At 68.7% G+C, this 21,078-nt stretch carries 23 protein-coding genes; 12 read left to right on the top strand and 11 right to left on the bottom strand.

Going from position 1 to position 21,078, the window contains the following annotated elements; all coding sequences use genetic code 11:
* Window positions 1-26 precede the first annotated feature (26 nt).
* Window positions 27-833 carry a helix-turn-helix domain-containing protein gene (locus tag ACL02R_RS17145; RefSeq protein WP_412797781.1) on the bottom strand — a complete coding sequence of 269 codons (807 nt, stop codon included), beginning with the start codon at window positions 831-833 and terminating at the stop codon, window positions 27-29.
* 299 nt (window positions 834-1,132) lie between these two features.
* Here ACL02R_RS17145 and ACL02R_RS17140 point away from each other — a divergent pair, with 299 nt between their 5' ends.
* From ACL02R_RS17140 to ACL02R_RS17130, 3 genes are read left to right on the top strand one after another with little or no spacing between them, the layout of a single operon-like run.
* Window positions 1,133-1,507, top strand: a complete 375-nt coding sequence (locus tag ACL02R_RS17140; RefSeq protein WP_412797780.1) for a DUF317 domain-containing protein — start codon at window positions 1,133-1,135, stop codon at window positions 1,505-1,507.
* Window positions 1,504-1,803 carry a hypothetical protein gene (locus ACL02R_RS17135; RefSeq protein ID WP_412797779.1) on the top strand — a complete coding sequence of 100 codons (300 nt, stop codon included), beginning with the start codon at window positions 1,504-1,506 and terminating at the stop codon, window positions 1,801-1,803. The genes ACL02R_RS17140 and ACL02R_RS17135 overlap by 4 nt, the downstream gene beginning before the upstream one ends.
* Complete coding sequence (locus ACL02R_RS17130; protein ID WP_412797778.1) at window positions 1,787-2,482, top strand: DUF317 domain-containing protein; 696 nt, start codon at window positions 1,787-1,789, stop codon at window positions 2,480-2,482. Before ACL02R_RS17135 ends, ACL02R_RS17130 begins: the two co-directional genes overlap by 17 nt.
* 248 nt (window positions 2,483-2,730) lie before the next feature.
* Here ACL02R_RS17130 and ACL02R_RS17125 read toward each other — a convergent pair whose 3' ends face one another.
* The 9 genes from ACL02R_RS17125 to ACL02R_RS17085 form a co-directional block, all read right to left on the bottom strand.
* A complete protein-coding gene (locus tag ACL02R_RS17125) occupies window positions 2,731-3,111 on the bottom strand; it encodes a hypothetical protein (protein WP_412797777.1) in 381 nt (126 codons plus the stop codon).
* Window positions 3,112-3,194: 83 nt separating this feature from the next.
* Complete coding sequence (locus ACL02R_RS17120) at window positions 3,195-4,901, bottom strand: relaxase/mobilization nuclease domain-containing protein (protein ID WP_412797776.1); 1,707 nt, start codon at window positions 4,899-4,901, stop codon at window positions 3,195-3,197.
* A 12-nt stretch (window positions 4,902-4,913) separates the two neighbouring features.
* The gene (locus ACL02R_RS17115; protein WP_412797775.1) at window positions 4,914-5,540 is read right to left on the bottom strand and encodes a plasmid mobilization protein; all 627 of its coding nucleotides are present in this window, start codon (window positions 5,538-5,540) and stop codon (window positions 4,914-4,916) included.
* Complete coding sequence (locus ACL02R_RS17110; RefSeq protein ID WP_412797774.1) at window positions 5,537-5,752, bottom strand: hypothetical protein; 216 nt, start codon at window positions 5,750-5,752, stop codon at window positions 5,537-5,539. Before ACL02R_RS17110 ends, ACL02R_RS17115 begins: the two co-directional genes overlap by 4 nt.
* A gap of 29 nt (window positions 5,753-5,781) precedes the next feature.
* Window positions 5,782-5,973 (bottom strand): hypothetical protein, encoded by a 192-nt coding sequence (locus ACL02R_RS17105; RefSeq protein ID WP_362968424.1) that lies wholly within the window; start codon window positions 5,971-5,973, stop codon window positions 5,782-5,784.
* Window positions 5,970-7,232: a hypothetical protein gene (locus ACL02R_RS17100; RefSeq protein ID WP_412797773.1), complete on the bottom strand. Its 1,263-nt coding sequence runs from the start codon at window positions 7,230-7,232 to the stop codon at window positions 5,970-5,972. The genes ACL02R_RS17105 and ACL02R_RS17100 overlap by 4 nt, the downstream gene beginning before the upstream one ends.
* On the bottom strand, window positions 7,229-7,813 hold the full coding sequence (locus ACL02R_RS17095; RefSeq protein WP_362968422.1) for a WhiB family transcriptional regulator: 585 nt from the start codon (window positions 7,811-7,813) through the stop codon (window positions 7,229-7,231). Before ACL02R_RS17095 ends, ACL02R_RS17100 begins: the two co-directional genes overlap by 4 nt.
* A gap of 83 nt (window positions 7,814-7,896) precedes the next feature.
* On the bottom strand, window positions 7,897-8,646 hold the full coding sequence (locus ACL02R_RS17090) for an ATP-binding protein (protein ID WP_412797772.1): 750 nt from the start codon (window positions 8,644-8,646) through the stop codon (window positions 7,897-7,899).
* Window positions 8,643-9,662, bottom strand: a complete 1,020-nt coding sequence (locus tag ACL02R_RS17085) for a hypothetical protein (RefSeq protein WP_412797771.1) — start codon at window positions 9,660-9,662, stop codon at window positions 8,643-8,645. The genes ACL02R_RS17090 and ACL02R_RS17085 overlap by 4 nt, the downstream gene beginning before the upstream one ends.
* A 1,253-nt stretch (window positions 9,663-10,915) precedes the next feature.
* Between ACL02R_RS17085 and ACL02R_RS17080 the strand changes: the two genes are divergently transcribed.
* Entirely contained in the window at window positions 10,916-11,818 is a 903-nt protein-coding gene (locus tag ACL02R_RS17080; RefSeq protein ID WP_412797770.1) for a phosphotransferase enzyme family protein, read from the top strand.
* Here ACL02R_RS17080 and ACL02R_RS17075 read toward each other — a convergent pair.
* Complete coding sequence (locus tag ACL02R_RS17075; RefSeq protein WP_412797769.1) at window positions 11,815-13,194, bottom strand: hypothetical protein; 1,380 nt, start codon at window positions 13,192-13,194, stop codon at window positions 11,815-11,817. The two genes, ACL02R_RS17080 and ACL02R_RS17075, sit on opposite strands and share 4 nt — an antisense overlap.
* 411 nt (window positions 13,195-13,605) lie before the next feature.
* Here ACL02R_RS17075 and ACL02R_RS17070 point away from each other — a divergent pair, with 411 nt between their 5' ends.
* From ACL02R_RS17070 to ACL02R_RS17035, 8 genes are all read left to right on the top strand, one after another.
* Entirely contained in the window at window positions 13,606-14,283 is a 678-nt protein-coding gene (locus tag ACL02R_RS17070; RefSeq protein WP_412797768.1) for an HAD family hydrolase, read from the top strand.
* Complete coding sequence (locus ACL02R_RS17065) at window positions 14,280-15,281, top strand: alcohol dehydrogenase catalytic domain-containing protein (protein ID WP_412797767.1); 1,002 nt, start codon at window positions 14,280-14,282, stop codon at window positions 15,279-15,281. Before ACL02R_RS17070 ends, ACL02R_RS17065 begins: the two co-directional genes overlap by 4 nt.
* A gap of 16 nt (window positions 15,282-15,297) precedes the next feature.
* Window positions 15,298-16,449, top strand: a complete 1,152-nt coding sequence (locus ACL02R_RS17060; RefSeq protein ID WP_412797766.1) for a hypothetical protein — start codon at window positions 15,298-15,300, stop codon at window positions 16,447-16,449.
* Window positions 16,443-17,339, top strand: coding sequence for a radical SAM protein (locus tag ACL02R_RS17055; RefSeq protein WP_412797765.1), 897 nt, complete (start codon window positions 16,443-16,445; stop codon window positions 17,337-17,339). Before ACL02R_RS17060 ends, ACL02R_RS17055 begins: the two co-directional genes overlap by 7 nt.
* Window positions 17,336-18,352, top strand: a complete 1,017-nt coding sequence (locus ACL02R_RS17050; protein ID WP_412797764.1) for a hypothetical protein — start codon at window positions 17,336-17,338, stop codon at window positions 18,350-18,352. Before ACL02R_RS17055 ends, ACL02R_RS17050 begins: the two co-directional genes overlap by 4 nt.
* 12 nt (window positions 18,353-18,364) lie before the next feature.
* Window positions 18,365-19,075, top strand: a complete 711-nt coding sequence (locus tag ACL02R_RS17045) for a class I SAM-dependent methyltransferase (RefSeq protein ID WP_412797763.1) — start codon at window positions 18,365-18,367, stop codon at window positions 19,073-19,075.
* Between the two features lie 101 nt (window positions 19,076-19,176).
* Window positions 19,177-20,157, top strand: coding sequence for a hypothetical protein (locus tag ACL02R_RS17040; protein WP_412797762.1), 981 nt, complete (start codon window positions 19,177-19,179; stop codon window positions 20,155-20,157).
* Entirely contained in the window at window positions 20,154-21,077 is a 924-nt protein-coding gene (locus ACL02R_RS17035) for a glycosyltransferase family 2 protein (RefSeq protein WP_412797761.1), read from the top strand. The genes ACL02R_RS17040 and ACL02R_RS17035 overlap by 4 nt, the downstream gene beginning before the upstream one ends.
* Window position 21,078 lies beyond the last annotated feature (1 nt).

Here is a 21,078-nt window from a genome sequence, read left to right as displayed (position 1 = left end):
TCAGACGGCTGCGCGGGAGGCTTATCTCAGTACAGGGGCCCAGTACTGACCCGTTGCCGCATCGCCCCCACTTCCGCCCTCGCATCGTCCAGGGCGGTGATGACGACGAGACGCAGGGACGGGGAGGCGACCGGCCGTAGAACCTGGATCCGGCGGGAGCCGCTGGCGGAGGAATTCGCCCATGAGTCAGCGGGCGGCGGATGGCTACCGGGGTAGGAATTCCAGGCCAGCGCGAATTCCGGAGATCTTCTGAGTGATTCCAGTAGCTGTTCCAAAGGTGCGTCGTCCTTGAGGAGAAGCCGCGTAAATTTCAACGACTCCACCATGCTGTGAACCCGGCTGTGCCATTCGCCGCCGAATGCGGCGCGAGCATCGGATGCGAAGAGCAGCCACTCGATGAGGTTGGGCCGCCCGCTGTCGGCGGCGCCGGGGAGCCAGCCCTCGAATGCCTCATTCCTGACGTGGATGTCCCATAGCAAATCCGTGACCACTGCAGGGCTGGGGATCTCCGACACCAGCGTTCGCAGGTCGGCGAGCGCCTCCCGGCTGGGTGGTGCGGCGTCAGCCCCGGTTCGCAGCCCGACGGCGACGAAAAGGCCGTCCAGCTCGGCCTGGGACAGCCCCAGGGCGGACGCCAGCGCAGTCAGCCGGTCATGATCCGGACGCACGCCTCGCCCGGCCTCCAGCTCCCGCAACCACCGCACCGAGAAAGCGTGCCCCGCGCGGCGCGCGACCGCCTCTTGGGTCGCCGGCGCACCCCCCTCACGCATACCCATCCGGACGCGCCAGGCGCGCAGCTGCTCGCCCAGCGCCGTGGGTATGTGGCCCTTCATATTCTGCCTCCGACGATCTTGCCCAGCGCCTAGTTCGGCGCTGGGCAATGCTAAAGCAAAGGATGAGACGGCGGCCAGAGGGGATCTGACGGACGAAGCTCATCGGCGTTCGCTCTCCCGGGCGGTCATCGTTGTCCGAACTCCTTCGCACATTCATGATGAGCCATCAGTCTTCGGTGATGGGCCGTCTGAAGTCGGCGCCTGAAGTTCGCCGGAGGCAGACGGCGGAGCGGTGGTGAATAAGGCGAAGCCATGCCAACCTCGAACTCCCGCATCACACCTCTTGAGAAAGGGGCCCTGTGGCCACAGAAGCACATGCGGAGCGCCGAATCGAGCCGGAACTGCAGGTACTCCGGCTGCAGTCCTGGTTGCGCGGGCCCGGCGACGCGAACGTCGTCATCGACCGGTTCGCGGGAGACGACTGGACGGTCGTCGTCGATGACCGTGCCGATGTTCATGTCAGCAGCGCGGACGGCGCCGTCTATCTCGGCTGGTTTCCGGCAGGCCGCCCCGGCAGTGGAGACGGATGGGTGATCGCCGTCACAGGCACGCGCGGCAGCACCGGCTACCGCATCGCCTTCAGCCGGGAGACGCCCGCCACCGTCGTCGCGGCTGCCATCGAACGGATACGGGCCACTGCTCAGCCGTTCGCATACTCCGAGGAGGACCTGTGAGTTCAACGTTCGTGTCCGTCGGCGATCTGGTCGACGCGCTCTCCGCCTGGGACAGAGGTGTCCCCGTCAGGCTCGCCATCAACCCGTTCTACCCAATGGCTCACCGTGTCGGAGAGGTCGTCGCAGCGTGTGACGCGGACGACCTCGTGGTGTACCTCGCCGAAGATCCGGCGGGTGAGCAGGACATCCTGCCCCCGTCTGCGGCTGTCGCCCTGGCTTGGCACCCGTCCCCCAGCGCCCCCGAGCGCCGACGACGCGCCACGACCGCTTCCCGCTGGGATGATCTCTCTGCCTGACTCGCGCTGGGTCGTGCCGCGCCACCTGGCGGGAGACGACGGGACGGCCGCCGAGCGCGTCGGAGCCGTCCTGACCGACCTCGGCTGGCGCATGTGGCCGACGGCCCACGACACCCTGTTGTATGTCAGCCCGACCGGTCTGCGGGCCGCTGAGTGGACTCTCGCCAGCCCGGCCTGCGCACTTGATGACCTTCCCGTCGCCTGGCAGATCTCCGCCCGCCTGACCTCGGACGCGGTGATGGCGGAGTGGAGCGCCTACTTCACATCCGGAGTCCCGCCCGAGGCCATCGCCGACCTGGTCGTCGCGCTCGAGGGCGACGAACTTCCCATCACATGCTCGTACCGCCTCGTCCTGAGCGCGCTGTTCGCGCTGGGCTGGGCCCGGGATGTCGACCGCCCCGAGACAGCGGCGGTCGATCCGACGCTCTCGACCGTCTTCTCGCTGGAGCCTCTCCCGCCGCTCCTCCAGGACGCCGACCCGACTCCGGACCTGCCCGGCTGGCAGGCGTGGGCGGAGCCCGCCGTCGGTGCGGCGCTGTGGTGCGCGAGCTTCAGCCCCAGCGTTCCCCACGACCTGGTTGCCGTGTTCGCCGCGTCCCTGGCATCTCCGGCGCCGGTCCTGCGGCACAGCCTCCCGGAAGGCGCGCGGCACCTTCTTCAGGTTGTGCCGAGCAGCTGACAACAGCCAGCGCGTCTAGTCGACCTGCTGCCGCGCCGGCTCTCCATGATCGCGGTCCGTGCCCGTTTCCGCCCGGCAGACGAATGTCTGCCGGGCTTTCGGGTTTCCGGATTTGCCGGTGGAAGAGGCTTACCGCTGGGCGTTCGCCGTGACAGGGGTTGAGGGCTGAAGCAGGGTGACGCGCGCCGTGCTCCCCCTCCCTGGAGCCCTGCAGCAGACCGACTGCGTCAGCTCGATGCTTCGGTCACTCAGCGGTCGAGGTGGCGCAGGGCGTCGTCGAGGGTGGCGTGGTAGCGGTCGGCGGGGCCGGAGTTCTGGTTGAACCAGGCGGCATCAAGCGCGGGTTCGGGGGTCTCGTGTCCGGCGGGGCAGCGCAGCCATACGCCGTCGCGCATGCTGATGACAACCCAGTTGCGGTAGGAGCCGCACTGGGGGCATGCGCGGATGTCGCTGTTGATCACGAGGGGGGTGTCCCAGCGCATGACCAGCCCTGTGATCTCGGGGTCGAGGGACGGCGTGCGCAGGTCCGCCGGAGGGTAGTCCGGTGCCACCGGGTTGGTGGCGGGTGTGTCAGCAGCGGCGCGCTGGATCTCCCGGGGTTTCCGGTCGGCGCGAGAGCGTCGGGACACCTCGTCTCCTTGAGGTCGTGCGGGGCTGGACATGGCAGGGTCTCCCGGCGGTGAGGTCGGCCGCAACTTCGAAATCCTGGAGGTCACGGCGTGCGGCGCTTGGCGTCGGAACGGTCGGCGGAGGGCTCATCGGCCTGCGGCCTGTCGCGGCTGGAGGTGAGGGGGACGGTGGTGGCTGCGGGAAGGCCGGCCGCGCGGCGCAGTCGCCAGGCCAGGACCTCGCTGAGGGAGTCCGCCGTGTCGAGTTCGCGGTGGCGGGCTGCGTCGCGGAGGAGAACGGTCGGGTCGTGGCCAGCTGCCTGGGCCTCCGCGAGGGTGGCGGCGAGCGCGAGCCAGCCCGGTTCAGCAAGGATCGGCTCGGCGAGGTCGGGTACGGCCTGGCGCACGGTGACGGCGAACGCCTGCTGGTCGCTTATAGGCAGCTGCCGGCCTCGGCGGCGCATCGCTTCGAGCGGCGCGCGGGCTGCGGTGCGGTAGGCCGTGCGGAGATGCCCGGCGGCGGCCCGTGCGGCGGCGGCCTGCTGCGCGTGCTGATGACGGGCGTGCCAGTGGGCGGCGGCGATGGCCAGGAAGTACAGCGTGTCGATGACCATCGCGGTGGTGGCCCCGTCTTCGCCGCGGCTGAGGGCGTGTCCGCCGTAGGCGAGGTCGCGGGCGGCCTGCCGCAGGGCGCGGGCGTGCGCGTGTTCGGCGCGGATGTGGGAGCGGGAGGCGCGTTCGAAAGCGGCGGCGGCCTCGTGGAGGTCGCGGCGCGTGCGGGGGGCGGAGGTGGCAGCGAGGGCGTCGAGGATCTCGCCGGTGGCGGCGACGTACGCGGCGGCGACCGGTGCATCGGCGTGTTCGATGATGAGCAGGGCCTCCCACGCCGCGGTCGCGCTGCGGCGCCGGGCGGCGGCCCGGCTGGAGGCCATCCTGCCGCCGGGCGTGGCGTTTCCTGTCCGGGACGACGGGCTGGTTGGGTTCCAGCGCGCCCGGAGGCGGGGCAGCGACAGGTCCGGGGCGAGCTTCGATCCGGAGAACAAGACCGGCTCGCGGTTCCTGTTGCGGTCGTCGGGGAGTGCGACGGTGTAGCCGAGCAGGTCCCCGGACGGCGCGGCCCGCTTGCGGATGATCAGTCCGGCGGCGGCGAGCCGGTCGAAGAACTCCTCCTCGCCGGTCGCACCCGCCGCCGCACGCCGTACGGCCGCGCGGAGTTCTTCGCGCGCTGTCCGGTCCCGGCCGTGGCGCCCGGCTTTGTGGCGTTCGGCGCTGGTGGGGCGCTTGGCAGCCGTTCCGTCGCCCGCGTGGAGCTGGCGCAGGCCGAGGTCGGTTTCCAGCTGGCGGGCGGCGACCTGGACTCGGGCGGCGTCGCGGTGGAGGCGGGGCTTGCGGCCGTCCTCGCGGACGAGGGTGGCGACGATGTGGATGTGGTCGGCGGCGTGGCGGACGGCCGCCCAGCGGCAGGCGGGCTCTCCGCCGCCGGGGTCGATACCGGCGGCGGCGACCATGCGGCGGGCGATGTCGGCCCACGTCTCGTCGGTCAGGACGCGGTCCTCGGCGGCGTTGCGTACGGACAGATGCCACACGTGCCGGTCGGGCCGGTCGCCGGGGTCCAGGTTCTCCAGAGGCTGGTCGAGGAGGCGCTGGAGTTGCCGGAGTGTCGCTGAGGGGTCGCGGCCGGGGTCGGGTGCGTTGCCGTCGAAGGACGCGACGAGGTGCGGGTCGGTATGTTCCTCGTGGGTGCCCGGCCCGTAGAGGTAGTGCAGCAGGCCGAGGGTGCGCCTCCCACGCCGGTGAATCCTGGGTATCACGCTGTCTACTTGCTATGTCTGGTCGAGAAGCCGGTCGGTAGCCGTCTGGACACGCAGGACGGCGCGCTGGGTTGCGGTGAGGACGGCGTCGAGCTGAGGCTGCGGCGGGCGGGCACCGGAGTTGACGGCGCGGGTCAGCTGGTTGAGGTTGTTGCCGATGTGGCCGAGGTGCCGCCGGGCGGCGAACAGCTCCGCCACCACGTCCCGGTGATCGGCGAGTGCCGCAGTGGTGCGGTTGAGGTCGCGGGCGGCGCCGAGAGCGCTGCGGGCGAGGAACCCGGCGACGGTCAGCCCGGCCGCGTTCGCTCCTGCGGTGACGCGGGCGAGTTCGTCGTCGGTGAGGCGGGTGTTCCGCACGTGCGGGCGTCGCCGGTTCTGGTATCGGCGGCGTCGGCTGCGGCGGCGTCCGTCGCCTTCGCCGGGCTGAGGCCCGGCAGTTCCCGGCTGCGATCCGCCCTCGGTCGCGGCCTCCTCGTCCGGCGCCCCCCGGCGCCGGACGCCCGCCCCTGCCGGGGCGGCGCTCCCTTTGGATACTCCGCCCGTGGTGGAGTATCCAAAGGGATAACTTGCTCGCCCGGCAACCGAGTTGGGAGACGGCGCGGGTCGTGTCGGGCGGGCGGGGGGCGGGTTGTCGTTCACCGGCTGTGCCTTCCTGCGGCGCGCTGGATGTCGCTCACGACCTTGAGGAGGGCTGCCGGGCCGTCGAGGACGCGGACGGGGCCGCTGGGGGTGTGCTGGATGAGCCACTGGCCGTTCGGGGTGGCGACGGCGGCGTGCAGCAGGCCGTGGCGGAGGAGGACTTCCGCCCAGGCGGCGGCCTCGGCCTCCTGCGGCAGGCAGTACGCGGACACGGCGGCCTTCTCCTTGCGACGGCGGGGTGTCAGCCGCACTCGGGGCATCGGTCGAGGTGGCGGTTGAGGGCCTGGGCCATGCGCTTCCTCGCGCCGTAGGCGAGACCGGCACCGGCCTGGCCGGCGGCGCTGGCGGGATGGTTGTGGGAGCGGGAGGTCTGGATGCGGATGTCCCGCTCGTAGCTGTCGCGGATGCGCTCGAAGCGGCGGCAGGTCTTCACTGAGGGCTCCCGGTGGTGCTGGCGCCGGTCTCGGCGCGGAGGAGTTCAAGGACGGGGGTGAGGCGCTCGTTGCGGCTGCCGGGCAGTCCGAGAGAGCGCAGGATTTCGCGGAGCTGGACACGGGTGACGGCTTCGTTCCCATCCCGCTGCAGCATGGCGGGGACGTGTGGGCGCACCCGGTCGGCCATCTCCTCGACCGACAGGGGGGACCGCCTTCCGGGCGCCGTCCTCGACTGCGGCGTACGGGTCCCGGGTCGGTCCCGGCCGCTGCTGGGGCGCCTGTTGTGGCTGGCGGGGACCGGTCCCGGGGACCGCCGACCGCCGCCCGGCGCCGCGTCTTCCGGCGCGCGGGGGGACGGGGGTGCGGTGTCCGGGGACCGGTCCCCGGCCGTGCAGGACGGGCAGCGGGCCCCGGACAGCTGCCAGGGGGAGTCGAGGGCGACGGTCGCCAGCGCGGCGGCGTGGCGGCGGGCGGCGAGCTGCTGGAGCAGCGCGTCGCGCTGCCCGGGGTCGGTCCCCGCGCCCGCTCGTGCGGTGGCCGCCGACAGGCGGCGGGCGAGACGGCGTCCGCGGCGGCTGCCACGCTGGGCCGGGGTGCGTTCAGCGAGCCGGGCGGCGAGCGCGGCGGCGCGGACCGTTGCCCGGTCCCGCCGGATCTGCGCGGCGTCCCGGTCCCGCTCAATACCCAGGCGTGCGAGGAACCGCTCCCGGGCCTCCCGTGCCATGACGGCGAGCAGCCCGTGGGACACGGCGGCGGGGGTGCGCAGCCGTAGCTCGATTCCCATCGCCTGGTGCCACAGCAGCGCCGCCATGACCGGGCCGACGAACGCCCGCACGACGCCGCCCACCGGCCCGGACTCGGCGAACGCCGGGATCACCTGGACCCCGGTGATCGCCCAGACCAGCGTGCCGGCCGCCCCCGCGTGCCCCTGGACGGCGAGGTTCTGCCGGGCGAGCAGCGCGTTGGCGAACAGGGCGAGTTCGGCGGCGGCGAACATCGCTGCGCGTTCGGCGGTGCCGTCCATGTCGAGGTAGTCGGCGGCGAACCGCCAGGATGTGTCCGCCGAGTAGGCGGTGCATCCGGCGGCGGCCAGCGCGGCAACCCACACCGCCGGGGTCCCCGGCGCCGTGCGGCGAACGCGGCGCACCAGCAGACACAGCACGGCGATCACGGCGAGGACCAGGAGCGCGGCGAGAGGCAGCAGCAGCGGGGTCTCGGGCAGGAAGGCGGGCGTTCGGGAGGGTGCGGGGCGGGTCATGCTGCCTTTCCGAAGTCGCCTACGCCGCCGGGCTTCCCCGCGAGGGGGGCCTCGGCTGCCGGGGTGGCGTCCTCGAACAGGCCCGCGTACCGGTCGCGGTCGGCTATCGCGTTCGCCGCACGGCGCAGAAGATCGCGGGCCCACTCGAAGTCCAGGCGCAGGACGTGCGCGAGGCGCTGCGGACTCCAGCCGCGGACGTAGGCGTGGCTGATCACCACGTCCCGCTCGCGGTCGCTGAGGTGGACGTCCCGTCCGGCGAACACCGCCCGGATACGGGCGTAGTCCAGCCGGTGGTTGATGCCGGCGTGCCACGGGCGGCGCTCCCGCTCGGTCAGACCGCCCCACAGCCCGTCGCGGATCTCGTTGTCGAGCGCGTAGCCGAGGCACTCCCTGCGCACAGGGCAGCTGTGGCAGGTGGCCTTGGCCTCCGAGATGGCCGCGTGGGCGCGCGGCGCGTGGAAGAACAACTCGTCCGCGTCGGCCGGGTCCATCCCCCGGCAGCGGGCGCGTGCGTGCCAGGAGATGTCGGCGATACCGCGCAGCAGCGTGCGCGGGGCATCGTTGGTGGTGATGTAGCGCATGGTGGTTCTCCGGAAGGTCGCCTCGGCGCCGCCCGGAACGAGGGCGCGGGCAGGGCCGGGCAGGCAGAAAGAGGGAAGCCGGGTCAGGGCTGGGGGAACCGGCGGTCGGGGCCGGTGAGATGGACCGCGGTGCACATGCCGGACAGACGGGACAGGACGCGGTCGCCGACCTGGTCGCGCAGCACCGGCTGTGACGCGGGTACGTCTTGGGAGCGGACCGGCGGCAGGTTCGTGGTGACCAGTGTCGGCATCCGGTGCTGGCTGCGCCAGTTGACGAGCCGGAAGGTCACCTCTTCCGTCCAGGCGGTGCTCCTGGCGGCGCCGAGGTCGTCGAGCAGCAGCACGGGGACGCAGGTGATCCGCCGCAGCAGGAACTCGGGGTCCGTGCCGGGCCGGGGGCGCAGCGCGGCGTACAGGTCGGCGGCGGTCACCGCCTCCCACCGCACCGCGCACCCGGCGGCGGTCAGCGCACGGATCGCCCCGAACGCGGCGTGCGTCTTGCCGGTCCCCGTGCCGCCCCACAGCAGCAGGCTCGGTCCCTGGGCGACTTGCAGCCGCCCAGGGCGGCCGAAGTGCGGATGCAGCGCGCGTTCGTTCGGCGATGTCGCGGCGTCCGCGACCGCGCGCACCCACGCTTCGACCACGGGGTGGCCCGGCAGCGCGTCGCGGTACGCGGCGGGGATACGAGCCTGCGCGGCAGCCACCGCCGGAGAAGGCTCCGGCACCTCCGCCACCGGCGACGGGTCGATGCCCCGCTCGGCCAGCAGCCGCTCCAGCCGCACCCGCAGCCGCCCGGACACCGCAGGCTGTGGCGCGTCGGTCCGGGCGTTCACAGGCCACCGCCGAACGTCGTCGGCTCGGACGCCGCGTTCACGTACGGCGTGTGCGACGCAGCCGTGCTGCCCCACAGCCCCCCGCCGCCCGTGGACGGCGCCGCGCCGTTGACGACCTGGTTCACCAGGCTCGGCAGCACGCTCGGATGCAGCCCCTTCTCCCGCAGCCGCACCAGCGCCACCCGCAGGTCCCCGGGCGTGAAGCCCTCCTCCAGCAGCGAGCGGACCCGCCGCCCGAGCAGACCGAGGACATCCTCCGGAGGCCGACGGCGGCAACCTGCCACGTACTCCGCCACCAGCCCCCGCGCCGAACCGGCACCGCCGACGGCAGCAGGCGCGGGCGCGGCGCGCCCCGAAGGAGAAGATCCTAGATCCACGATCCTAGATCCAGACCCCGACGCCTCACCGACTCCTCCCGGAGTCCTCCCGGAATCCTCCGGGAATGCCGTGCGACCTGCACGATCACCCGGGTCGGCGGTGGCCGCCCCCGCATCGCGCGTCCTCGCTCCGGACGCTGCCACCGCATCCGGCGGTACGGCGGAAACCGGCGTCACGACGACTCCGGGAACCCTCCCGGAGTCGTCCCGGAGCCCTCCGGCAACCGCATCGGAAGCAGCACGCTCACTTCCCGGGCAGGCAGCCGACCCGCACTTCCCGCACGGATGCCCGCCCGGATGCCGGGCGCACGCCGGAGCACGCGACGGCGACGGCTTGTTGATCTTCTGATGCAGCTCCCACGTCACGAAGTGCAGCCACGGCCGCCCGTCGCACCCGGTGTACCGGCAGATCAGCCCGGCAGCCGCCAGCTCCTCCAGGTCGTGGGCCACGTGTGTCGCCGTGTGGTCGGAACGAAGCGCCCACAACCGCCCGGCGATCACCGCCGGATGGTCCCGGAACCGCCCCGCATCATCCGCCTGCGTCAGCAGCCCCACGAACGTCCGCTCGGCGGTCAGGCTCACCGACGCCAGATCCTCCGACTCGAACGCCTCCGGCTTGATGGTCCGTATCCGTGCCATTCAGGCACCACCCCCGGGACGGACCAGCTCCCGGGACGACCGTCCGCTTCCGCGCGGGGCAGTCGGCATGTGACACTCTCCTCTGCATCCCCGCACCGGCACGATGTCGTAGTCAGGCCCGGTGCGGTGTTGAAAGCATGCTGACCATGACCGGTCGCGTGCCGCTGGCGTGATGGCGTCCGGGAGGTGCAAATCCCGGCGCCGTCGCGCTATCGCGCCTCACCGCCTTCCGTGACCCCGCCGGGCATGGTTCCCGGCAGGCGACGACGAACATCGCACACCCGAGCCGCAAGGTCCAGACTTGACTTAGAAACTCTCAACTTCTGGAGAGAAGTGAGCTTTTCCCTCGCTGGGCAAGGAGACCTCCGGAAGAGATGTGCTCGGTGAACTTGCTGGCCAGACCAAGTTTTAACCAAGAACACGTTATGTCGTCAATACCTGGCTGAACGGACTGGATGTGCGCGGATTCCGCATCGTGCGATCCTGCTCGCGATGCAACTTTTCGCGAACTAGCAACGGCTGGGCAGTTCCTGACGATGCATCGGTGAAGCGTCAGACGGATGATCCCATGGTCGATATGTGCGGGACCTATTAGAGGCATGCGGCAAAGTTTTGCCGCATGCCTGATCACCGGCAAAAACTTGCCGGTCCGGGGAATGGTTGAACTCTTGCGGAACCCACCACCCCGTTAGCTGGCACCCGTTGAGGGCGGTTCGATCGACACACTCGGCAATCGGTCGGCGGTTGGGGAGAGGGTGCAGTGAGTCATCTGGATCACCTGCGGCGCCCAACAGATTCCCCGGGGACCGAGTGGCCTGCTTCCAATGCATGTTCGGCGCCGGGCGGGCGGCCCGCGATGATGCGGTCGTGCTTGTCGTCGTTGCCGCCTACGCCATCATGGCCAACGGTGCAAGACTGCAACGGCATCAGGTCCGCGATCTCCTCAATCCGTAAGCAGATGCTTCTTGTCCTCGGCGCGGCCAGGCTAGGAGCGCGTTTTCCTGTCGGCCAAGGGATGGCGGCCGTCGCTGGCCACGATGGTCAGGCGCCGTGCCTCTGCCGCACGGTGGCCGGGGCGTAGCCGCATAGGCGGACGCGCGCCCGCAAGATGAGCTGGCGCATCCGGGGCAGGCGGACGACAGTGTTGGGGATCGGAGGCCGCCTTCAGGGGGCGTCGACGTTGTGCGCATCGACAGCGAACACCGCAGACGGGAACATACTCGTTGTAACTGTGGCACGGGAGGTTCTGCGGCGTGACGACGAATGGGCAGACCGCGTTCGACGCCGCGCGCGCGGCGGATCTCATGAGAAGAGCATGCGAGAGGGTTGGACTGGTCCCCGACAAACTTGAGTTGCTGCGATTGGGGGATCACGCGGTGTTCCGCTTCGACGAAGGACGTGTCGTATCCCGGGTCGGCCGCCATCCGGGCCGCCTGCCGTCCGTGCGTCGGGAGGTTGCCGTTGCGCGATGGCTTGAAGCTGTTGAGTACCCGGCGGCGCGGCTCGTCACGGAAGCGGAGCAGCCCATCGTCGTTGAAGGGCACCCAGTGACCTTCTGGGAGGCACTCGCTGATGGTGATACGTACGCCAGTACACAGGAGATGGGCGAACTCCTGGTGCGGCTGCACGAGCTGAAGCCGCCATCTTTCCCCCTGCCCGGGCTCCGGCCCTTCGAGAAGGTCAGGCAGCGCCTGGAGCACGCCGAGATCCGGAATGAGACCCGCAGATATCTATCAGGGCTCACGGAGGAACTCGTCGAAGAGTTCCGAAACGTGGAGTCGGTGCTGCCGCGCGGACACCTGCACGGCGACTTCAACGTCGGCAATGTCCTGCGGGACGCTGCGGGCAACGCCCGGGTCATCGACGTGGACGGCTTCACGACGGGACCACGCGAGTGGGATCTGGTTCAGACAGCCATGTACTACGACAGTTTCGGCTGGCACACGGCAGCCGAGTATGCCGACTTCACGATCGGCTACGGCTTCGATGTCCGGCAGTGGTCGGGATATCGCGTCTTTCGAAGTGTCCGTGAACTGTTGATGATCAGCTGGCTCTCCCAGAATGCGGGTGTGGACGCGCGCGTCGCCGAAGAAGTCGACAAGCGCGTCGAGACGTTGCGGTTCGGGACCTCGCGGCGAATCTGGGCGCCGTTCTAGATCACGCCAGCCTGCCTCCAGAGACGGAAACCACGGGCGCGTTCCTCGAAGTCGCGGAACCCGGCAGCCTGCCGCATGCTGTCCGTGACACGACTGTGGAGCTGGCGCACGTACTGAAGGCAGCGTGCCGACTTCAGACCCTCGCCGATGCGGAGTGCATCCAGCGCCAGCTCGAATCCGCGGCCGGTCTCACTGTGATGAATGTACGCCTCGGCTTGCACCATCGTCACGAAAAAGTTGCTGCGGGTATGTGAGCCGTTACCGAGCAGAAAGCCTGTCCTCCGCACCGTGGCATCGACAGAGCGTCCGAGATCACGGTGGCAGTGGGCGATTTCGGCGGCCAGTTCCGTCTCGTCGAAGTAGGAGATGTAAGGCGGATCGCTGTCAACCGTCCGACCGTCGAGCTGACGTTCCGCCTCGGCCAGCGCCTGGTCACAGGCTCGGGCATCACCGAGTTGGGCATGAGCACGTGCCTCCATGGCCCGGAACTGCGCGGCCATCGTCGGGCCCAGGTCGGTGCCAGGGGCTATGTACGCGGCCCGAGCGAGAGCCAGAGCGTCGCGGTACCTCCCCAGGAAGGTGGCCTGATGGCTCATCGCCGACAGGACGCTTCCGCCCAGGCGCCTGTCGCCGGCGGCTTGTGTCATGCGAAGGGCCTGGACGAAGTACCGCTGAGCGATGCTGTGCAGGCAGCTGTCGTACGACATCCACCCAGCGAGCAGGAGCGCTTCGGCCACTGCTGAATAGAGCTGTTTGCCTACCGCATCGGAGTAAGTCCCGTCGAGCATTGGCCGGACGTCCGTGTGCAGGTATTGGATCAGAGCGTGCCTGGCGTGGCCACCGCCGAACGTTCCGTCGAGTTCGCTGAACGCGTCAGCTGTTGAGCGCACCGTGTCGACGTCCCGCGCGCTGACGGCGCAGTCACCCGTTCGTGCCAGCGGTCCATCCGGGGGTGCGACGAGCCAGTACAGGGCTGCGACACTCCACACTGTGGGGTCCTGCGGTGTCCGGAGCAGCACCTCCGCGTTGGCGAGGTCCGCGCGCCACAAGTCAGCCACGGTTCTGGCTACGGTCTCAGGGCGGTCCGCCAAGTCAAGCCCCAGGTCGGGCCGCACGGCGGATACCGCCGCGGCGCCCATCCCCACATCATCGACTGTGAGACGGCGTCCAAGCCTGCGCCCGATGGCGTCCGCGACGAACCACGGTACGTTTCCGCGGGGAATTGTGCCCTTGAGCCAACGGGTGACGTACGTGTGGTCGCAGGCGACTTTTTCCCCAGAGAGAGCAGCTGTGGAGACCACAGCGCGGGCGAGTGACTTGTGCGAAAAGTTGGTCTCCCGTAAAAGCGCGGCGAGCCGGATGTTCCGTTGTGCCATTTTCCCCTCCCCAGGAAACGGCCAAGGTGCCAGCTTAAGCCCACTCACCCTATTCCATGCGGCGATCTGCACCTCGTAGTGCACAAGTGCACCCCCCAGTTCACCCTTCTGGCGATGTCTTGCTGCTGGGACAGTGAGATCTGCAGCGCGGGCGCAGTGAGCTTCACGGATGGTGCTTGCCAGCTCGCGCTCTTGATCTCGTGCGTGCCGTGGGAGATGTCATGCGGTCCCCGTCTTCAGGACAGCCAAAGGATGGGCAGCACGTGGGGCCACCGTTCTACCGATGGAGCTGCTGCTTTGAATCGTCCGTCAGCCAGGTCGTCTGAGTTTAAGTCATACAGCGCAGCGGACATGTTGCTTGCGTCTCGCATCGGTCGAGGTCCCACGTTTCGGCTTCCGAGACCGAGCGCGGTGGTACTCGATCTCTTCGGCACACTCGTCGCTGCCCCGAGCACAGTTGAACGGCGCTTCGCCGCCCACCGGTTCGCCGAAGTCCTCAGCGTGTCACCGGCGACGGCCGAGTCTGTGCTGTCGGCCACTTGGCGCGAGCGGCACGACGGACGGCTGAAGTCCACCAGCGACTTGGCCGCAGAATTCGTCGCACGCTGTGATGCCCCTGCCAGCAGCACGGGAGAGCTGGTGCGGCTCTTGGCGACGCTGGCCGACGACCGCCTGCGCGCCGACCCCACGGTGATGGAAGCCTTGACGACGCTTCGGCGCAGTGGGCTCCGACTGGCTGTTCTCAGTGACGCGGCCCCGGATATCGCGGAGGCGTGGCATCGCTGCGACCTCGCCTCGTACTGCGACGTCGCCGTGTTCAGCTGCCGGGCGGGAGCGGTCAAGCCGGCTCCCCAGCTCTTCAACGCGGTCGTCACCGCACTCCGTGTCGCCCCCGAGCAGGTTCTCTACTGCGGTGACGGCGGCGGTGACGAACTGGCCGGGGCCGAGCGAGCCGGCCTGCATGCCGTGCGTGTCGAACGCCGGGGTGCTCCGGACGCCCTCGTTTTCGGCGAGACGGTTTGGCACGGCGGGGTCATACCCCGGCTGGAAACTCTTCCGTCCCTGCTCCACTCGTGGAGTCAAGGATGAGCGCTCCTTATGCGTGGGCAGTCGAGGACGGTGCCCTCGGCCGGCTGCCCGCTCCGGTCGAGAGGCACCCGATGGGAGGCACGACGCTCGTGGAGGTCCGGTACACGGGCTTGTGCGGAAGCGATGTCGCCAAGCTCAATCACCCATGGCAGGGCAATCTTCCGCAGCCGTGGTTCCCCGGGCATGAGGTCGTCGGAGTCGACACGGAAACCGGTGACTGGGTCGTTGTCGATGCGCTGGTGCCGTGCCGCTCGTGCCGCGCCTGCGATTGCGGACACATCCACCTCTGCTCTGAACTGCGGCGTGTTGGGTGGGACTTGCCCGGGGGGCTCGCCGTTGTCGTGAGAGTGCCGCAGGAGAACGTCGTCCCTCTGCCTCGTTTCCACGATCCGGCTCATGGCGTCCTTGCCGATCCGATGGCGGTAGCGCTGCACGGAGTCCGGTGCGGTCTACGGATGCTTCCGGGGCGGATGGGCATCATCGGGGGCGGCGTCCTCGGAGTGTGCACGGCCGTCTGTGCGATAGCGCTGGGCTGGGATGTCCACCTACTGGTCAGGAACCCTGCCCAGTCGCGTCAGCTTCAGCACGCGCTCGACCGGCGTATCACCGTCCACTCCACCGGTCTGCCGTCATGCGATGTCGTGGTGGATGCCGCGTCCGGCAGGAACGACTGCCCCTTGCGCTTGGCGGTGAGCACTGTTCGTGATGGCGGAACGGTCATTGTTCAGAACGCCTATGCCCCTGACGTGCTCCTCTCAGCCCCCCTGCGCAACATCTTTCGCCGCTCGATCACCCTGCGCGGGTCCTTCTCCTACTGCCGCGCAGACGGCCACGACGACTTCCGTGATGCCACCGACGCCCTGGCGGAAGGCGGCGACTGGGCGGCTCTGATGACCCGGGACCGTTTCCCCCTTAGCGCCCTGCCACAGGGGCTGGAAGCCCTGGTGGGCGGGTCCCGTCATCGTCCCTTCAAGGTTCTGCTCACATCTGACGTCTGAAGAAGGAGCCAACGTCATGGCGGTGACAACGCCATTGCTGGTCCAGAAGATCAACTCGTCCGCCGGAATCGCATCCGGGGACATCCACGACGGCATCCTGCACATTCTCGCGTTGCCGGACGGCCACACCCGCGACGTGATGCTCGGCAGTGCCCTCACCGGCCTGCTCCTGCGGGGGCCGAGACTCGAGGAAGTCGAGGCCGCTCTCCGGGCCGCAACGGCCCTGGACCGAAACGGCTGGGACTTCCACCGGCCGCCCCCAGGCATGCGGTTCATCGGCTACACGGGCAGCGGGAAGAAGACCTTCAAGACGATCAACCTCAGCACGGCCGCAGCGCTGGTGGCGGCCACCGGGGGAGCACATGTCGCGAAGCTCGGATCGTGCAGTGCGTCGTCGAAGACCGGATCGCGCGACTTCATGGATGTCGTAGGGGCGAGGTGCGACACGGTGCCGCACCAGAAGATGGTGGACATCACGGCGGAGGTCGGCTTCGGGTTCTTCTCTATCGAGAACCGCGTGCCCGAGTTCGACCGCCGTTACGGAGGCAGGTTCCAGGCTGTACATGCTCTCAGCCTGGGGTTCCCCGCTCTCCTGAGCCCGGTCACCTGCGCCGCCTACGTGTACGGGCTCTCGCACCCCGCCGTCGGCACGTCCGCCCGGCTGCTGTCCCGGCTCGGGCTGCCGGACGTCACGGTGATCAACTCCAGCGTTGGCCAGGTGGTCCAGGTCGACGAGCTACTTCCCGGAAGCACCGTGCGGACTTGCCGCATCAGCGCCGGCGGCGAGGATCTGGCCTTCAACGACGAGGTGCGCAGGGGCGCGGCCTCCATGCCGCAGGACCTGATGTCCGTTGCCCAGCACGCGGACCCTCTGGAAAACGTCGCCGCGGCCATCCGCGTGCTGGCCGGTCGGGACACCAGTACGGCGCGGAACGCGGTAGCCCTCAACGCTGCCGTACTTCTACTGATGTCCGGAGTGGTTGCCTCCGTTCAGGCTGGCATCGACACAGCACTCGCCATCATCGACGCGGGCGCGGGGATCGACACGCTGCACCGGTTCGTACGGCTCACACATGGCGCCCCGTCCCAACTCGGCTCCCTCCTGCGCGGCATCCACCCGAAGGCTGCCCTGGCGAGTCCCGGTGCCAAGGAGATCGCGCCATGCTGATGCACGAGGAACTCGCGATCGTCCACCTCGTGCTCAACACCGATTGCAATGCCTGGGATCTGAGACCGACCAGTGCGTCCCCCGGCGTCTGCCGCTTCTGCTATCGCGAGCGCAACCGGGTCGAGACCGACGCGGACACGGTCCGCCGCGTCATCGACCGGCTCCGTGCGGAGTCCGAGGCCCGTCGGTGCGTGTTCACCGGCGGCGACCCCGTGATGCCCTACGACAACCACCTTGAGGTCGCCCTCCGGCACGCCACCATGGTCGGCTTCGAGACAAACCTTCACACCAATGGCTTGCTTCTGAAAGAACGCTATGCCGGGCTCCGTGACCACGTGAGCGTGTACTCCCTGGCGATCGACGGTCCGGACGCCGAGACAGCGGACTGGTTCCGCGGACAGGGGTACTTCGAGCGGTGCCTGTCCAACATCGATCTCCTGGCCGCCGATCAGCGGCGGGTCGCGTTCAACACGTTCACCACGGCCGAGTCCGTGAAGGAGCTGCCGCGTCTCGCGCGGTTCATCGCCGGGGTGACTCAGCGCACGGAGGTCGAGTACTGGCTGATCTCCCAGTACCGTCCCATCGGCCGCGCGACCACACGCAAGGCGGAGATCTATGCCTTCGAGCGGGACGCCTTCGTACAGGCCGTGGACGACGTTCGCGGGGAAGTCGGCGAAGTCGTCGTCTACGCCCAGCCGACCCGTGCTCCGCAGGACCCGTACCCCTTCCGTGTGTGGGTGCTCGCCGACGGCACGGTCACCGCCGACCTCGGCAGCGTCGCGACACCTCGCAACACAGTGCTCGGCGACCTCTTGACCGACGGCTTCGAGCCACTGGTACGCCGGGCCTTTGCCCTCCGTGATCAGGCACAGGCCGAAGGAGCCGCATGAAGTTCGACACCGCGTACTACGAGAGCGTCATCGAGCAGCATCGCTACGAGCGCTTGGGGTTCGGCGCCATCGACTTCGGCATGGCAGGAATGGGACCTGACGACCTGCGCACGAAATGGGTGTGCCACACCGGGGCAGGCCGGTTCGCGGAGGCGGTCGCGGCCGAGTGGCCCACGATCGTCACCACCGGGGTCGGGCTCGGCGGTCCGCCCCACGCCGGCACCCTCTTCCAACTGCTCCGGGCGATCAAGCTGCAGCAGTGCGGCCTCCGCGTGCAGATCGTGCTCGGCGACCTTGATTCATACAACGCGCGCCGGACACCTCTCGATCTGGTACGGAGACTCGCCGACCAGTACGAGGAGTTCGTGCTGGCACTCGGGTTCGACGCCGAGCACGGCGTGCTGCGGAGGCAGGAGGGCCAGACCGGCGTCATGGCCACCGCCTTCCTGCTCTCGCGCCACCTGGACGACGACGACTTCCACTGGGCGGAGGAGGACCTCGCCGGCCTCTACCGCAACCACGGAGTCTTCGACCATCTCAGCTTCGGGATGAAGCAGGCCATGCTGCTCATGGCCGCCGACTTCGTGCACCTTCTCCGCGAAGACCGTCATGTCCTGGTCTCGCTCGGAGTTGACGAGCACAAGTACGTCGCCTTTGCTCGACGAGGCGCGCAGCGCCTGGGCCTGCCGGCGGAACGACTGTCCGGCATCTACACGAAAATGATTCCGGGCCTCGGCGGCCTGCCGAAGATGAGCAAGAGCATTCCCGGCTCGGGGATAGACGCCACCATGCGCGCCGAGGACATCCGTGCCCTGATCACAGCGGACAGCGACAACGCCCCCAACGATGACGGCTCGGCTCTGCTCCAGATGTACGCGTGTCTGCCCGACATCGAGGGGAGCGAGTACGACCGGGCCTCGGCCGCGCGTAGCTCCGGAGGCTCAGAGTGGCACCGCGTACGTGAGCAGTTGGTCGAGCGGCTGATCTCGTTGTTCTCCCACTGGCCGAAGTAGGCAGGAACTTCCATGAATACTGGTGCACCCTCCTCGCAACAGCCGATCGGCGAAGCCGAGTCCCACTTCATCCGGCTTGGCTACCGCAGCCGCGACAAGGTGGAGTACTTCCTCGACGACACGGACGACACCGTCACCTGGCAGCCCGACGTCTACCCCTATGCCGCCGCCCGTGCCCGAGAACTCGGCCGCGATGTCCTGATAGACATCGGCTGTGGACGGGCCAGCAAGCTGGCGTCCCTGGCCAGGGAACACCCCGCCTGGTCTTTCATCGGTGTGGACTTCGGGGACAACCTGGCTTGGTGTCGTGAGAACCACGCCTTCGGTGAGTGGATCGAGGCCGATCTTGAGTCGGCCGAACGGCTGCCCATCACCCCCTCCCTCGTGCGCCGGTCCATCGTCGTGTGCTCCGACGTCATCGAACACCTCATGAACCCGGGGCCGGCCTTGTCGTTGATCCGTGGCCTGCTCGCGGAAGGCAGCGGTGCGGCCGTGGTGTCCACCCCGGCGCGTGAGCGCCGCAGCGGTTACGACGCCCCGGGCCCGCCCCGCAACCCCAGCCACGTCCGGGAATGGGCGAGCGACGAGTTCCAGGCACTGCTCAAGGCATCCAAGTTCACAATTCACTATGCCGGACTGACGCGCAGCGACGATCTTTCGAACGGCCTGTCCACCCAGCTCCTTCTCCTCGGGGCAGAAGGGGCGGAGGGGACACTGCGGTGACGGCGGCCCGGTCGGAGAGAACGCGTGTCGTTCACCTACCAGCCCGCACTCCGTACGCGTGGAAGTTGCGGGACTCTCGGCTCAGCATCCTCAACGAGACCGTGATTCCTGGCGGCGACACGGTGCCTGCGACGGTCAACGCCACCTGGCTGCTCGAGCACCGTCCCCTCACGTGGCTCGACGTCCTGCACTTGCATCACGTGGATTCTGAAGACCTCATCACTCTCGAACGTCTCATCGACGCATGCGTACAAGAGGGAGTCGGCGTGGTCTTCACTGCCCACGACACCCGGCCGATGGTGGGCAGCGTCGAAGACTTCACCGCGCGGCTCCGGTTGCTCCACGCTCCCGAAGTCAGATGGGTCTGCCTCACCGAAGGCTCCGTGAACCACTTGGCCGGGGTACTCGGGGAACGACCGGATGCAGCGGTCATCCCGCACGGATACGTGGCCGCGCCGCAGACACTGGCCGGCGCGGAACGTGAGGTGAGCAACTCGTCGCGCTACCTCATGTTCGGAGCCGGACGAGCCAGTCGAGACCAACTGTCCACCTTGGTCAACTGGAGTCTGGGGACCACCGATCCCCACAGCACTCTCCGTATTCTGCTGCGTGCGTTCAGCCCCGCCGACTTCGCCGCGGGCAGCCAGGCTGCCCAGCTTCTCGACGCGGCCTGGCGCGATCCGCGTATCCACCTGACCATGCGTCCGTACCCCACGGACGAGGAAGTGGTCCGAGCCGGCCTGGCTTCGGACGCGCTACTGCTCCCCTACCTCTGGGGTAGCCATTCCGGGCAGCTGGAGTTGGCCTTCGACCTGAACCTGCTCCCGGTCTGCTCCCGCACGGGCCACCTGCCCGAGCAGTACGCGCAGCACAGAGGACTCGTTGAGGAGCCCGAGTGGTTCGACTGGTCGCAGGGACACCCCAACCTCTTCGGTGAAAAGTTCTTGGCCGCGCTGGAGAACGCGTCCGCACGGCTCACCTGCGGGCCCCGCCGCCTGGACCGCCAGTTTCTCGACTACAGGGCCCAGGAACACCACCTGATCCTCGAGCGATACATCCACGTGTATGGAGGCGATTGGTGAGCAGGCTTCCGCGTATCTCATGCGTGATTCTGTGTCACAACTACGGCCGCTATCTCGACCGCGCCATAAGCAGCTGTCTGGAACAGGAACCAGGTGGCTTCGTCCTCCATGAAGTAATCGTCATCGACGACGGTTCCAGCGATGAGACCGAAGAGGTGTGCCAACGCCGCAAGGGAGAGATCAAGATAATTCGCAGAGATCGACGAGGTTTCGGGCAGACACTGACCGACGCTTTTCTCGCCAGTACGGGGGACTGGGTGGCGCTGCTTGACGCCGACGACTGGTTCTACCCGTCGAAACTCCGTATATGCGCCAACGCGATGGCGGGGGAGACGCTGTTCCTCCAACACTGGGAAACCGTGGTCGACTCACAGGGGAACCCGCTGCTGGAAGGGCCACATCCGGGTGGGAACACGAGCACCTTGGTGATCCACCGCCAAGCCGCCCTCGGCTTGCTTCCGGTGAGCAACGAGATCTTCTTCCATACGCTGCGTGACGTCGGCCGGGGCGTCGGCCTCCAGGACCCGCTGACCTTCTACCGGGTCCACCCCCGCAGTATGACCGACCGCAGTACGCCGGGTGTTTCCCAGGACTATCGAGCTGAGGTGTGCTCCGCGCTCTCGGACCGTCTTCGAAGAATGAGCCGCGAGCCTCCCCCTTGGGCGAGCGCCCGCCAGCTCCGCCGAGCCTCTTGGAAGTTTCGCTCACTCGCTGCCGCTCACAGGGTGGAATCCGCTGTGCAGCGGAAGAAGCGTCTGTCCGCGATGCTGCTGATGCTGGGAATGCTCATGGACACGCTTCGTGCCCGTGCCCCATTGGACTCGTGGCGCCGCGCCCTGTCCAGTGTGATCGCTGGACGGCCGTTGGTACGGCTGGCAACACCTCAAGAACAAGGGGCTTCTCCCTCATCATTCCAATGAT

Origin of the sequence: Streptomyces sp. MS19 (assembly GCF_047200595.1) — a bacterium.
Taxonomy (GTDB): Bacteria; Actinomycetota; Actinomycetes; order Streptomycetales; family Streptomycetaceae; genus Streptomyces.
The sequence above is the reverse complement of the archived record's forward strand: the minus strand, read 5'-3'. Positions and strand labels throughout refer to the sequence as shown.